General features: G+C 44.8%; 12 protein-coding genes. 3 read left to right on the plus strand and 9 right to left on the minus strand.

Annotated features, from left to right (window positions below):
* Positions 1–4: 4 nt before the first annotated feature.
* Positions 5–1255: a hypothetical protein gene (locus tag AAGC78_RS19940; protein ID WP_435785861.1), complete on the minus strand. Its 1251-nt coding sequence runs from the start codon at positions 1253–1255 to the stop codon at positions 5–7.
* Positions 1256–1899: 644 nt separating this feature from the next.
* On the opposite strand from AAGC78_RS19940, the gene AAGC78_RS19945 reads away from it, so the two are divergent.
* Positions 1900–2892, plus strand: coding sequence for an acetylating acetaldehyde dehydrogenase (locus tag AAGC78_RS19945; RefSeq protein WP_435785862.1), 993 nt, complete (start codon positions 1900–1902; stop codon positions 2890–2892).
* Between the two features lie 81 nt (positions 2893–2973).
* On the opposite strand, the gene AAGC78_RS19950 is transcribed toward AAGC78_RS19945, so the two are convergent.
* Together AAGC78_RS19950 and AAGC78_RS19955 are read right to left on the minus strand one after the other, a co-directional pair.
* Positions 2974–3828, minus strand: coding sequence for a pirin family protein (locus AAGC78_RS19950; RefSeq protein WP_435785863.1), 855 nt, complete (start codon positions 3826–3828; stop codon positions 2974–2976).
* Positions 3829–3876: 48 nt separating this feature from the next.
* Positions 3877–4476, minus strand: coding sequence for an FMN-dependent NADH-azoreductase (locus AAGC78_RS19955; protein ID WP_435785864.1), 600 nt, complete (start codon positions 4474–4476; stop codon positions 3877–3879).
* Between the two features lie 141 nt (positions 4477–4617).
* On the opposite strand from AAGC78_RS19955, the gene AAGC78_RS19960 reads away from it, so the two are divergent.
* Complete coding sequence (locus AAGC78_RS19960) at positions 4618–5565, plus strand: LysR family transcriptional regulator (RefSeq protein WP_435785865.1); 948 nt, start codon at positions 4618–4620, stop codon at positions 5563–5565.
* 50 nt (positions 5566–5615) lie between these two features.
* On the opposite strand, the gene xthA is transcribed toward AAGC78_RS19960, so the two are convergent.
* From xthA to AAGC78_RS19985, 5 genes are all read right to left on the minus strand, one after another.
* Positions 5616–6431, minus strand: coding sequence for an exodeoxyribonuclease III (gene xthA / locus AAGC78_RS19965; RefSeq protein ID WP_435785866.1), 816 nt, complete (start codon positions 6429–6431; stop codon positions 5616–5618).
* Positions 6432–6510: 79 nt separating this feature from the next.
* The gene (locus AAGC78_RS19970; RefSeq protein ID WP_435785867.1) at positions 6511–8622 is read right to left on the minus strand and encodes a carboxy terminal-processing peptidase; all 2112 of its coding nucleotides are present in this window, start codon (positions 8620–8622) and stop codon (positions 6511–6513) included.
* Positions 8623–8855: 233 nt separating this feature from the next.
* Positions 8856–9677: a diguanylate cyclase gene (locus AAGC78_RS19975; RefSeq protein WP_435785868.1), complete on the minus strand. Its 822-nt coding sequence runs from the start codon at positions 9675–9677 to the stop codon at positions 8856–8858.
* A 279-nt stretch (positions 9678–9956) separates the two neighbouring features.
* Positions 9957–10355 carry a hypothetical protein gene (locus tag AAGC78_RS19980; protein WP_435785869.1) on the minus strand — a complete coding sequence of 133 codons (399 nt, stop codon included), beginning with the start codon at positions 10353–10355 and terminating at the stop codon, positions 9957–9959.
* A gap of 233 nt (positions 10356–10588) precedes the next feature.
* Positions 10589–11665 (minus strand): 3-deoxy-7-phosphoheptulonate synthase, encoded by a 1077-nt coding sequence (locus AAGC78_RS19985; protein ID WP_435785870.1) that lies wholly within the window; start codon positions 11663–11665, stop codon positions 10589–10591.
* 372 nt (positions 11666–12037) lie between these two features.
* On the opposite strand from AAGC78_RS19985, the gene AAGC78_RS19990 reads away from it, so the two are divergent.
* Positions 12038–14209, plus strand: coding sequence for a patatin-like phospholipase family protein (locus AAGC78_RS19990; RefSeq protein WP_435785871.1), 2172 nt, complete (start codon positions 12038–12040; stop codon positions 14207–14209).
* 51 nt (positions 14210–14260) lie between these two features.
* Here AAGC78_RS19990 and AAGC78_RS19995 read toward each other — a convergent pair.
* Positions 14261–14818, minus strand: a 558-nt coding sequence (locus AAGC78_RS19995) for a TIGR04219 family outer membrane beta-barrel protein (RefSeq protein ID WP_435785872.1), incomplete at its 5' end; no start/stop codon positions are given.

Raw genomic sequence — 14818 nt, forward strand, 5'->3', positions numbered from 1 at the left:
AGTGTTAGTAACTACTGCTTAAAACCATGCGTAGTTCTTGTTGCATAAACCGTTGGTTGTGTTTGATAAAGTCCCTTACGCGACGCACTGCGTTCAGTTCTACAACCGGGTCGGGGTTCATCAGCATCTGTGAGCGAAGATTGGAAAGCAGCAGCTTATAGGCAATATGTGAGCTCGGGATGAAAGCATCATCTTTTAAGATGCGCTTCCAAATGTCACTGCGCTCATCGGGCAAGGAAAATTGGTTTTCTTCTGGTGCGTTCATTAGCTGATTAATCAACACCAGTTCTTTCTTCAGGCTGCGAGCATTCTTGCGGAAAAATTCACGCAGAGAGTTCAGGGCGAATATGCGCGCATTATTGTCGTCAGTATTGTGAAAGGCATGGCGCAAACGCACCAGAAATAGATTTAACGGCATATTGGTGGAGCCAAGATCTATTTTACCGGTGACCATTTTTAACCAAATGCTATTTTTTAATGCAGGCAGAACCAATTTGGTGGTGACATTGCGTCGCTCTTCGACCGACTGCTTCTTCATCGAGAGAGAGCAAATCTGGCCTATTTCCGCGTCCAGTGTATTGATGTGCGAAATAAAAAACTTCCGTAACTCGTTGACAGAATCCGAGAGTTTTACCTCGATTTTCGGATCAATCATGCTCAGTTTTAATTTTGAGAGTATGAGCTTTAGGGGAAACAATTGGGTTTTGATATGAAATTTATCGTAAATCATATTTTCCCAAATCGGGTCAGATTCACATGGAAGGCATGTCGCTAGACGATAAGATTCTGGTGTTTTTTCAACATCACTTAAAATTTCATCAACCAGCGATTGATCAATACGTTGCATGTTTGCGATTGCATTGGGTGCGATGCCTCGAATGTGTGCAAGTGCAACTTCCTGACGCAGCTGATGTGTGTAGTTGCGATTTGGATCGCCTAAAAAATTGGGCTGCAAGAGTGCGTCGCGGCTTATACCGGAGCCCGACAAGCTGCGATCATAAAAAGACGACACAATGTGGCAGCTGTAGTAGCCAATACTACTGTGAAGCCAGCGCTTGCTTAAACCCGTGTCAACAATTTTGTTGTTTTCCGTCTCATTTGTCTTTGAGAAAAAAGAGAAACGAGATTTTTCCGCATGATAAGACAGGGTTACTTGAATGATCTTATTCTTTTCATCGATATTTACATCCTGTACCGACCAGGGCGCATTAATTTCCAGAATGGCCTCGAAATAATGTTTGGGTTGTTTAACCACTTGATGCTCCTTTGGTTGTCAACTGTCAAAAATTAAACTTTTATTTCGACAAAACCTCAGATCAAAGTATTTTCTAATCCTTATAGTCAATCATTAATGCGTTAACTGATTAACCGGGGATTACTTTTACTATTTATCGAAAATTTCTGTAGCGATGAAGCAGGGGGTTCAGGTCAATAAGGTGTAACAATGAAAATTCGACGTCGTGCGTAAGCGCACAACAAAATACGATTGGGTTAACAAGTGTTAACGGGCGCGGATTATGACTATCTCATTTTTTATTTGATAGCTGTTTCTCGGTTTGAATAAAAAAAATGGCGCATAGATTTTTATTTTGTCTTGCGGATTATCATCGGTATAAAAAATGATCTTTATAAAAGCTGTCTATTTTTTTGAGTGTTATTAATCTTATTAAATAAAAATAATGTATTTATTCCTTACATTTATCCGGGTTTTTCAAGGATGAAAATAATTGAGGTTTAGACCATAAATAATGATTTATTAATTATTATTTTTTTATGCGAGATGGTTCGCGAAACTAATCATTTATTATTTCATTGAATAAATGATTGTGAAATCTTTTAGCTGTGTTGCGAAAGCCAAGAAAAATACAGGTTAATGAAATAAATTTTAAGGATTAAATTATGCAGTTCATTAAAACGTTATTGAGTGGTGATTTCTTACGGCGTAACAAAGATGTTTTTGATCCAGTAGCAGGAAAGCTGCGGGTTGGCATTATAGGGACGGGTAAAATTGGTGCAGATTTATTAGTAAAAGTGCTGCGCTCACCCTGGATGGAGTGTGTTGTTTTTGTTGGTAGGAATTTGCAGTCTCCAGGCATGCGTTATGCAGCAGATTTGGGTGTTAATGTATCTGATCAGGGGATAAATGCTTTTTTTGAACCGCGCAATCGCTGCGATATCGTTTTTGATGCAACCTCTGCTGCCAATCATGTTGAGCATGCGCAGATCTTTGATGAGCTCGGCATTCTCGCAATCGATATGACGCCATCGCAAATAGGGGAGTGCTGCGTTCCTGCCCTTGGAATGGACGAAGTGTTGCAAAATAAAAACATCAGTATGATTTCATGCGGCGGTCAATCGTCAATTCCTGTTGCTTATGTTTTGGCAAAAAGCCTGCCCGGTGTTAACAACATTGAAGTTAAATCTATTGTTTCTGCTAACTCAATTGGCCCTGGAACGCTGGCAAATCTGGATGAGTATTATCACAACACCAAGGCAGGCCTGAAAAAATATACCGGATTAACGGATTTTGATGTTGAGCTGGTGGTCGACGACATCAATTTGGAAACCAGGATGATAACGAGTGTCACTGCATACGGTGACTTTTTTGATCTTGGTGAATTAGATATTCAACTGGATATTATGCTGCGTAAAATCCAACAATATGTACCTGGCTATAAATTGGATTCTTCCCCGGTTTTGGTGGACGATGGCATCAGAATCGATTTGAGTGTAGAGGGACTTGGTGATTACTTGCCTAAATACGCTGGTAATCTGGACATCATCAATTGTGCTGCAATCGCGGTGGCAGAACACTATGCGCAGGCGTTATTAGTACAGCAAACAAAAAGACCTATGGTTCGCCATCAGGGGCGTTTGCAGTTGGAGTTCTAATTGGCTCATTCTAGAAAAATGATTTATGGAAAACAAAAAAGCAGGCATTAAGGCCTGCTTTTTTGTTGGTGCGACTACCTACTATTCTGCAGCCAGGATTCCAGCGCGATAATCCTGGATAGCTTGTTCAATTTCATCAGTAGTGTTCATCACAAACGGGCCGTATTGAACAATTGGCTCTTTCAGTGGCTTGCCTGATATGACCAGAAAGCGTGTATCTTCACTTACTGCCTGAACGCTTAGCTGATCACCTTTTCCAAGCAATCCCGCATTACCTTTGGTGAGCTTGCGTTTGTCTTCGCCGATAACAATGTCCCCTTCATATACATACAAAAAGGTATTGTGATCTTCAGGTAGTGCGTGATGAAACTCTACCTGCGAAGGCAAATGCACATCCCAATAAATAGCTTCTGTTGTTAACCCCTGGATTGGGCCGCTAACAATTTTGCCATTCACAAATGCACTGTTGGCAATTACCTTGATGCTGCCACCGTTGGGCAGTGCGGCGACGGGGATTTCCGCCGCAGGAATATCGCGGTAATTTGCGGGTTTCATTTTTTCCGCAGCAGGCAAGTTCAGCCACAGTTGAAAGCCACGCATTAACCCATGTTCTTGCTGCGGCATTTCAGAATGAATAATTCCCCGACCTGCAGTCATCCATTGCACATCACCATTGCGTAAGTGACCTTTGTTACCCATATGGTCCTCGTGCAGCATATGGCCTTCGAGCATATAGGTTACAGTTTCAAAACCGCGATGCGGATGCGCAGGAAACCCTGCGATGTAATCATCAGCGCTGTTGCTTCCAAATTCATCCAGCATTAAAAATGGATCGAAGCGCGCGTGCTGATGTTGCCCAAGGCTGCGTTTTATGCGTACACCAGCACCGTCGCTGGTGTCGCGGCCTTGCAATATTTGCTGTAACTGGCGTTGCATAAAATTTACTCCTGTAGGTTGAGGTGATTGTTGCTGGTGAGTTGCGGATTAAGCCGCAACACCCTGTGCAATTTCAGCTTTCGCAGCGGTAAATGCCTGATCTTTTTGACCCATGTTCAGGCCTTCTGCGTAAATGAAGTGCACGTCTTTCAATCCAACAAAATTCAAAAATGTCGTCAGGAACGGACTTTGTGTATCGCTTGGTTGACCTTTGTATACGCCACCACGTGCAGCGATGATGTATACGGGTTTATCGGTAAGCAAACCAACTGGGCCAGTTTCGGTGTACTTGAAGGTAACACCGGCGCGAGCAATGTGATCGAAATAAGCCTTGAGTGTTGAAGGCACGCCAAAGTTATACAGAGGTACACCAATCACAATTGCATCAGCTGCTTCTATCTCTGCGATGATTTTGTCAGAGTAATCCAGCACTGCTTGTTGCTCTGGGGTACGACCTTCGGCAGGACTGAACAGAGCTTGTACTCGTGCTGCGTCCAAATGCGGTACATCTTCTTTTGCAAAATCACGCACTACAACATTTCCTGCAGGGTTTTGCGCTTTCCAGCTTTGTACGAACTCTTGGCTCAATACGCTGGAGTTACCGTTGTCACCAAATAAACTGCTGTTGATTTGTAAAAGAGTAGCCATCTTTAATTCCTCGTCGTTTGGGTGGCTTGATTGCCATGTGTTCATTAAATGATTTGACGAGCGAATGATAAATAGCGATATTTAGTGGTATATGATCGAATAATTGGATTGTTTGCAGATTAACTATCGGAATAGCGAGATATGGCTCAGGAAGAAATGACAACGCCGACAGCGGCAGGTACTACCGAAAACAAGGTCACGCTTGAGCAATGGCGAGCGTTATTGGCTGTAATTGATGCGGGTGGTTACGCTAAGGCTGCTGAGCTGCTTAACAAAAGCCAGTCGGCTGTTTCTTACGCTATATCCCAGTTGGAGACGGCTCTTGGTGTGAAGGTTTTCCAGTTGCAGGGGCGTAAGGCTGTGGCGTCTCCGGCGGGTGAGCTGTTATATCGTCGAGCCAAACAGCTGCTTGAACAAGCTGAGCGTTTGGAAAAATCGGCCGGTTGTTTATCGATACACGTCGAACCGCTGGTGAAGATCGCCGCCGATATTATTATTCCGCCTGCGCGCGTACTGCAGTGCCTCGCTATTTTCGCCAAGGATTTTCCCGATACGCGGGTCGAAATCTTTGAGTCGGTATTGAGCGGAACAGAGGATGCCCTCTTGCAACGGCAGGTGGATTTGGCCATCGGCGGGCGAGTGCCAACGGGTTTTATGGGTGAGAAATTGGTGACCGTAACAATGCACGGAGTGTCCAGTGCTGATCATCCATTGCAGCAACTGGGTCGATCAATCAATTCCGAAGATATGCGGCAGCATCGCCAAATTATCGTGCGGGACTCAGGTCAATATCGTCGTCGTACAGAAGGGTGGCAAGAGGCGGATCAGCGCTGGACCGTGAGCCACATTAAAACCTCGCTGGATGCGATTCGCATGGGGTTGGGTTACGCGTGGATTCCTGATGCTTATACGCACGAAGATATTGCCGCAGGGCGTCTGAAATATTTGCCGGTAGAGGTGGGAGCTGAGCGAGAGGTGACAACTTATTTGACGTTTGCAGACCGCGATTTTGCCGGGCCCGCAACGCGCCATTTAGCGGAGATTTTGAAAAAACACCTGCCAAAAATGTGTGGTGCAGAAACCAGGTGATTTAATTTAATCCTCCACACGCCTCAATAGGCGCATGGAGGATTGGGTTATCAGCTGGCTTTAAATTCCGCCCAGATAGGGCAGTGGTCTGAGGGCTTTTCCATCCCGCGCACATCGTAATCAATGCCTGATGCAACGCACTTCTCCAGCAGGTTTTCGGTCATTAAAATCAAGTCGATGCGTAGGCCGCGTTTTGGATTATCCTCAAAACCACCGCTGCGATAATCAAACCAACTAAATAAGTCGCTCGTCTCTGGATAATGCGAGCGGAAGCTATCTTTCAATCCGAGCGAGAGTAACTCATTAAGCCATTCGCGTTCTTCTGGTAAAAAACTGCACTTGCCGATGCGCAACCAACGTTTACGGTTGTCTTCGCCAATACCGATATCAATATCTTGATGGGAAATGTTCATGTCGCCCATCAAGATAATTTGTTTGCCTGCGTGCTCCGCATTTTTTATATAGCTGATCAAATCGGCATAAAACTTTCTTTTGGCGGGGAATTTAACCGCGTGGTCGCGGCTCTCACCTTGCGGGAAATAACCATTCAGCAAAATCACTTCACCGATTGGTGTATCAAAAACACCGCCGATAAAACGTCGCTGAGCGCCTTCTTCGTCACCAGGAAAACCTTTGATGACTTTCTTGAAGGGATGCTTTGACATTATCGCCACACCATAATGCGTTTTTTGGCCGAAATATTCGACGTGATATCCCATTGCCTGAATTGTATCGAGCGGGAAGTCTGGATCGTTTACTTTGGTTTCTTGTAGTCCGATAAAGTCAGGATTGTGTTTGGCGATCACGGCTTCTAATTGGTGTAAACGCATGCGGAGACTGTTTACATTAAACGAAATAGCTTTCATATAAGGCTCTATGATGAAAAACACCTGAGCATTGCTGATCAGGTGTTTTGAGTTGCAATAAACTGAATGTGGCTAAACGTTACTGTTTGGCGACCTTTTTCTCATTCGATAACTGCTTGATAAAATCAGCCAAAACATGACCTGCTTCCATCAAGTAAGGGTCTTCTTTTGGTTTGATTTCTTTATCGGTTTCTTTTGGCGGTGCATCTTCGTCTTCATCGCCACCGTTGGCTTTTTTCAGCGCTGCGTAATCAGCGTAGGGCTTCTCGTTTTTAGCAACACGTCTTTGGTTTTCCATATCCAGAGCGCGCTTCTCCATTTGCTTTTGCTCTTCCTGACGAGTAGCTAAACGAAGGGAAACATCTTTCTTCGCCGCTGCTTCTTTGTACATGGCACTTTGCTTGTTCAAGAAAATGAAGTCAGGATCTTTAGCCATGCGCTCCTGATGATCAGTTTCAATGGTCGGCAAATATTTGCTGATGGTGTAATAGTTTTGATGCGGTGCTGGGTGGATGCGATCCCACGGCAATGCGTTGTCATAACTACTTTCACCAATTTCATCAGGATCTAACAGGCTAGGGAGTTGAACATCGGGAATAACTCCGCGGTGTTGAGTACTGTCACCCGAGATGCGATAGAACTTCGCTTCGGTGATTTTCAATCTACCGTGTTTTAGCTCGACCAGGTTTTGTACTGAGCCTTTTCCGAAAGTGGTTGAGCCAATAATAATTCCGCGACCGTAATCTTGAATCGCACCAGCAAAAATTTCGGAAGCAGATGCGCTCAAGCGATTAATTAAAACGGCAATCGGTGCGCGATACATTGCTGGTTGGTATGCGCGATAGTTGCGCGAAATTGTATCGTCGCTCTGACGAATCTGTACCACGGGACCCGGATCAACAAATAGGTCAGTCAGCATTGCCGCTTCAGGTAAAGAACCACCACCGTTGTCGCGCAAGTCGATGATGACACCATCAACTTTTTCTTTGTTGTTTAACTCATTCAACAAATTATAAACGTCGCGTGTGGTACTTTTATAGTTTGGATCGCCTTTTTGGTAGGCTTCAAAGTTCATGTAGAAGGTGGGGATATCAATTACACCAATCTTGATTGTTTTGTCGCCGTCTTGTACTTCAAAAACGGCTTTTTTCGCTGCCTGATCTTCAAGCTTTACTGTTTCGCGTTTTATCGTGATTTTTTTGTTGGTGGTAATGGTTGGGTCAGAAGGCATTACCTCCAAGCGCACCAAAGTGCCTTTTGGGCCACGAATTAATTTTACGACTTCATCAAGACGCCAGCCGACAACATCGACAAACTCACCGTCTGCACCTTGGGCAATCGAAACAATTTTGTCGTTCGGTTTTAATTGGCCTTGTTTTGCTGCGGGGCCGCCAGCAACCAAGCTGCTGACTTTGGTGTAGTCCTCATCACTTTGTAAAACAGCACCTATACCTTGCAGTTCCAGTGACATACTGATGTCAAAGTTCTCTGCGTTTTCAGGCGAGAGGTAATTGGTGTGCGGATCGTAAAGCATGGTGAGTGAATTCATCATCACACTAAATGCTTCTTCTGAAGTTTGCTGCTTGATTCTGCGCAATTGGTTTGCATAGCGCTTGCGCAAGGTGGTTTTACTCTCTTCGAGCTTTTTGCCAGAGAGCATAGAGTTGAGCAAATTGGATTTCAGATATTGATGCCAAAGTTTATCAGCTGCGGCTTGATTGGCTGGCCACGGTGCTTTTTCCCGGTCGATAGTGATGGACTCTTCTACATCAAAATCGAAGGTGGTTTTTGGGTCATCAAGGGTTTTAACCACAGACTCAAGGCGAGTGATCATGCGCTCGTTGAAACGATTAAAAATCAGAAAGCTGTTGTCCAGTTTGCCTTTTTTGTAATCGTCATCAAAGGTTTTGCGAAATTTTTCGAATTCGGCAATATCGGACTGGAGAAAGAAGTTTTTCGCGCTGTCGAGCGATTTTAAGTATTCGTCGAAATAGCGGGAGGAGAGGGCATCGTTAAAGTCTTGATCCCGGTAATGCTCGGTATCGAGTTTCTGAACCAGATCGACGACTGCCTTTCCTTGTTCCGGTGTGGGCTTAAGAACCGCAATTTTGTCAGCAAGGCTTAGTGACGAAATGCTTACAAGCAGGCTAAACAGAGTGAATTTCAGCGATCTCACAACAACAATTTGCATAAGGTGCATCTCAAAAAAGTCAAAAACGCGGGTTTGGCTCGCGTTGGGGCCTTGCGGTCTTAAGTGTTTGAAACATCCGACCTGAACTCTGGAGGGTTTAGGCCTTTTTCAAGGTCTTACTATAGCGGAATTAAATCGCTTAGGGCAGGCGGCAAGGTACGCTTCTCGCTCGCTTTTAGCCCTTGTAGCTGAATTGTGATTCTGATTTTCGTCAAAAGTTTCTAAATTCCGATTTATGGAGCCGCTTGCGCGGTGGCGTCACTCAATGGAGTGGTTGCAGAGGTGGATGGTTTACCCATCAAATCGAGCCATAACTCTTTGCGCTCTAATGGAGTGGCTTTGGGTAGATAAGGATTGTTGATACGGATTGCTCTGCGATTTCCTAGATCAGCTTTGGCTAGTGCATCCTGAACTTCCGGGCTGCCATAAAAATACTTATTAAATGCTCCATCTTTAATAGCAGCCTCAAGGCCTGATTCGATGTCTTTGGCGAGTTCCGGATCTTTTGGGGTTACAAAAAAATACGTGGGGAGCGGGTAAATTAACACCAGCTTTTTCTCAACCGTCAATTTAAGGTTGGGAAAGGCTGACAGCTCAGTCCAGACTTCATTTGCCCCGCGCGGAAATGCATCGAATCGGCCACCATCCAGCATGTGATAAAGCCCGGGTTTTTTGGTGGTCTTGATGACCGTGAGCCCCGCACTTTCCAATATTGATGCGTCCTGCCAGCTGCGGCCTTGGCCAAAGGTGATTTTTTTCAAGTCTTCCAGGGTGTGAATGTTATCGAAGCGGGCTTGGTCGCCTTGACGGATGAAAAATAACCTATGGTTCATCAGGCCTCGATATGCATCAATCCTGATGGGGAGAAAGTCCCGCTCCATCTCTTCCGAGGTGCCACCCCACATCACGGAAATCGCTCCTGATTTAACTGACTCCATCACTCTTGGCCGCGAGTAAACCTCGTTGGTTGAGGAGTAGACATAGTTTTTATTGGAGTAAGACAGGGCTAATTTGAGCAAACCGTTCATGTAGTCGGTTTGCACATTGGATTTCATATTGGTGATGACGGTTTTATTTTCGGCTGCAAGGGCTGGGAGGGCGGTACTGAAAAATATTAAAAAGCAGTATCGCAGTATCTTTGTCAGGTCATGATTGAGGTACATAGGGGCTACTCTGTCAGGTGTAATTATTAGGTTTATAAGCCTAAAAGTAGCATAGGGAAGGCACTTGTGGTGTTTATGAATAAAAGGTTCTTTATAAATAAAATGATGGAGAATAAAAAATGCCGCAGTTTTGCTGCGGCATTTTTGTTGTTCAACCTTTGAGCACGGTGGTTAGCAGGTGCTGCTGCAATCAAACATCATCTGCATAAAGTCAGCTTGATCTGGGTGGGTAACGCGGGTGGGTACAACATCAGTTACCTGGCGCTGCACCCATTTGTAATCATATCGAGTGAACACCAGCTCGCCATTGGATGTTTCATCTGCACTTACAACCAAGCTTTGGTGTGGCGAAGTTTCCAGAATATCCAGAAGTTCCCGGATTGTTGTTTCAATACGCTTCCTTCCCAGCAATTCATGCATCCCTTTGTGGCTTACGAAAATGTAATCGCAGCCCAGCATGGTGCTGAGGCTTAGTACAAATTCGCCACGTTGAACGGCTTCGGCCACATCAAAACTATGCGCCTTGTGGAGCTGTATTACGGATTGTTGGAGTGGGCGGTTAAGCGCCATACGGTGCTCCACAGGTTGGGAAATATCTATTGTTCTGGTGCCCTTTGAATGGGCGTTTTGGAATTGGAAATCTAACAGCCAGAGTTTTAAAAGGCCATAGCATGAGGGCAATTAATGTCGATAAATTTGACAGTTTGTGCGTGAGCCAGCTCTCAAAATGAGCATAAAAAAAGCGGCCATGGGCCGCTTTTCATTTTATATCAACAAGTTGAGTTTAAAACTTAATATTCCAGTTAAACATTGCTGCGATTAAGCAAAGACTCTTTGATGGTGTCGCGCATCTTGCGAAGCGTTCTTTCGGTCGTTTCCCAATCAATGCAGGCATCGGTTACCGATACACCATATTTCAGGTCGCATAAATTGGCTGGGATGCTTTGGTTACCGGCACCAATATTACTTTCTACCATCAGACCGATAATGGATTTGTTGCCTTCAACGATCTGGTTGGCAACGTTTTCCATAACCAGCGTTTGCAATTCGTGGTTCTTGTTGGAGTTAGCATGGCTACAGTCAACCATAATGTTAGGTACAACTTTGGCTTTGGCTAACTCTTGTTCGCATACCGCAACGCTGACCGAATCGTAATTCGGCTTGCCATTGCCGCCGCGTAATACAACATGGCCATAGCTATTGCCGCGTGTATGGATAATCGCAACTTGGCCCTCGGTATTAATTCCAAGAAAACGGTGTGGCTTGGATACTGACTGAAGCGCGTTAATCGCTACAGTCAGGCCGCCGTCGGTGCCATTTTTAAAGCCCACTGCAGACGACAAGCCGCTCGCCATTTCGCGGTGTGTTTGTGATTCAGTGGTGCGTGCGCCGATTGCCGACCAGCTGATCAAATCATGCAGGTACTGTGGCGAAATCGGATCAAGTGCTTCGGTAGCAGTGGGCAAACCCATCTCCGAAATATCAAGCAGCAATTGGCGACCGATATGCAAGCCTTCTTCGATTTTGAAGGAGTCGTCCAGATGCGGGTCATTGATCAAACCTTTCCAGCCCACGGTGGTGCGTGGCTTTTCAAAGTACACGCGCATCACCACGTAAATAGAGTCGCTAACTTCGTCGGCCAGTTTTTTCAGGCGTTGTGCATAGTCTTTTGCTGCGACTACATCGTGGATAGAGCAGGGGCCAATCACCACAAAAATGCGGTGGTCTTTGCGATCCAAAATATTACGGACAACTTCACGGCCTTGGGTAACAACCTCACGGGCTTTTTCAGTCAGCGGAATTTTTTTCTTAAGTTCTGCCGGGGAAATCAGCAGCTCTTGCGAGACCACATTCAGGTCATCGACTTGGGTACTGGTCATGGGTTTATTTCCTAAAAAGATCAAATCGTGGGTCATTGTACCGAAAAATGTCCAATATGTGGGATAAAATATTAATAAGAAGGATAAATAAAGACTATTTCTATGCTTTTGATCGTTTTTTGAGATGAACTGTTCAGTTGTCTTAAATAAATACGATCTGTCATCTTGTTCTTCCTAAATGTAGGTCGAAATTTAGAATTTTTATCCTTCGTATTTATTAATTGATGGACGTTACTTTACGGCCTTTTCGATTTTTTAGGTTAAATATTGATCGGGGGCTTGATTGTTGTTGAGCTAGGCATAGCAACTAATGATTGTTATGGTGCCGATGCTAAATTTAAGCGCGAATACTCAAAGGATGATCGTAAATAGATGACTATAAAAATTGCCATGCTGCTAATGGTAACCCTCCTGCCAGTGACAGTGTTGGCGGCTGAGGTTCAACGCACTGCACTTGTTCTTGGTGGTGGTGGCGCGCGCGGTGCTGCACACATTGGTGTGCTTGAGGTGTTGGAACGCGAACGTATTCCAATTGATTGTGTGGTGGGGACGAGTATGGGCGGGTTGGTGGCTGGGTCTTACGCTGCTGGCTTGTCGCCAAAAGATATGCGCGAAAAGCTGTCCAAGGCAGATTGGACGGACATGTTTCTTGATGTGGCTGACTATTCCCAGCTCAGTTATCGCAAAAAGAAAGTGAGCAAGCGCTACCTTGCCGGAACGGAGTTGGGGTTGACCAAGCGCGGCATGCAGATTCAGCCGGGTGTGGTTGCTGGAGAAAAAATAAAACTCTTCTTTAACCAGTTGGTGGATGCCGATTTGGGTGAGCGCGAGATTCAGGAGTTGGCTCTGCCGCTGGCTATTGTTGCGACTGATATTGGCACTGGTGAGCGAGTTATCTTGCGCAAAGGAAGTTTGACCCAGGCGATGCGCTCCAGCATGTCTGTGCCCGGATTGATGGCGCCAGTAGAACATCAAAATCGTAAACTGGTAGATGGTGGTTTGGTTGATAACTTGCCCATCGGAGTTGCACGCGATTTATGTCAAGCGGATAGAGTAATTGCAGTGAATGTGGGGTCGCCACTAAGGCCTGCCGACAGTGTAGGCTCGCTCTTGAGTGTTACCTCCCAGATGATCGGAATTTTAACCAAGCAAAATGTGGAGCGCTCATTAGCGAGTCTTACGGGTAATGACATTTACATCGCCCCGGAATTGGGTGATATCAAGGCTACCGATTTTGCCCGTTATGAAGAGGCTGCAGATGTTGGGCGAGCGGCGGCAGAGCGACAGTTGTATGCGCTGCGAGCTTTGTCGGTAGATGAAAAAACCTATGCCGCGCAGAAATATAAAAATACCGTGGCACGCGAACGTGAACTTCGGATCGACAAAATCGAAATTGCTCCGCTTGAGCGGGTGCATCCTGAATATGTTGCTCGCCAAATAGAGCAACAGGAGGGGGCGTTGCTGAATCGGGTCAAGTTAGAGCGAGATTTGGTTCGTACCTACGGTGATGGTTACTACGACAACGTGGATTATCGGGTGATTCGGCGTAACAAACAAAATATTCTGGAAATCACTGCCAAAGAAAAAAATTGGAGTTCAGATTATCTCACCTTTGGTTTTTCTATTGAAAACGAATATCGGCAGGGCTCTGATTTCAGTTTGCGCAGCGCTTATCGCAATACCTGGATGAATCCTTACGGTGGCGAATTTTTTGCGGCGGTTGACATAGGAAATGAATCATCTGTTGAGCTTGATTATTATCAGCCACTTGATTATCGACATAAATTTTTTATTGAGCCTCGTTATTTTAAGAACACTGAAAAGATTGGTATCTTTTTGGATGACACTGAACTTGCTGAGTATGAGTTAGACACCTCTTATGGCGAAATCCTGGTCGGCACTAATTTAGGTGTTTATGGGCAGTCGACATTTGGGTGGCGTGAATATCACATGAGAGGCGAGGCTGATGTTAGTGCGGTTTCATTGCCTGATATTGATGAGCGCTACGGTGGGGTTTTATTTTCCATCAATTTGGATCGCCGTAACCGTATTTATTTTCCATCACACGGATGGCGTGGTGATATAACGGTTTTTGATTCGCGTCAGGAAAATTATCGAAAGCTCTCTATTGATTTGGAGGGGTCATTTAAAGTGGATGATTTTGTTTTCGGTGCGCGCACTGCATACATTGCATCATTACAGGGTGAGCTACCTTTTTATGATACCGTCATGTTAGGTGGTTTTTTAAATTTATCCGGTTACGCTACTAATCAAATTTTGGGTGATGATGCGGTTTATGGGCACCTGCGTACAGAGCGCATAATTGGGCGCATGCCGTTAGGATTGAATGGTGACTTGCGCATGGGCTTTGGTTTAGAAGCTGCAAAATTACAAACGATTTATACCATGTCGGAGACTGATGATTGGCTTAATTCAGGGGTGGTTTATCTCGGAGGGGAAACACCTTTCGGGCCGCTATATCTTGGTTATGGTTTTACCTTTAGCGGCGATTACAATTTATATTTTAAGTTGGGTGCTTTTTAATTTTTTTGCTATCGAATCATTCCTTGTGGGAATGATTCGATAGTTAATCACTTAGAAGTGAAATACTGCTGCGATATAAGGACCTTTTAAATCCAGATTGGTATTTACATCATCTTCATCATCAATGTTGATTGTCATCACCCGATAACCAACTTCAACACCAAGATCCAGTGCTGAGTCAAACATATAACCTACTTTTGCACTGTAGTCGCGTAGATCGTTACCATCGTAGCTAATAAAATTCCCCTCAACTCCTGCTGAAAATCCACTAAACGGTAAATCAAATTGTGCTTTTCCATAGATCATTGGGGTGGTTGCATCAATATCTATTTTTTCGGAAATATTGGCTGCAACTGAACTTGCCTGTAAATAGCCTGAGTGTTTTCTCAGTGTCACACCCAGATCCAGATTTATCCAGTTATCGAGTAACTCGTAATAAAGCGTTGCATCGGTGTAACTTAAATCGAAATCTGTTGCTACTTGCGTACCTGCTAGATAGGTGATGTCGCCAATGCTGAAATTTTGGCTCAGAGTGCTTGTTTGTTCGCTGGTGATATCGTTGTGTTGAACTTTGATGTTGGGGAAAAAGGGTACTGGATGTTCGAGCGC

Source organism: Cellvibrio sp. (assembly GCF_039207905.1).
Lineage (GTDB): Bacteria > Pseudomonadota > Gammaproteobacteria > Pseudomonadales > Cellvibrionaceae > Cellvibrio.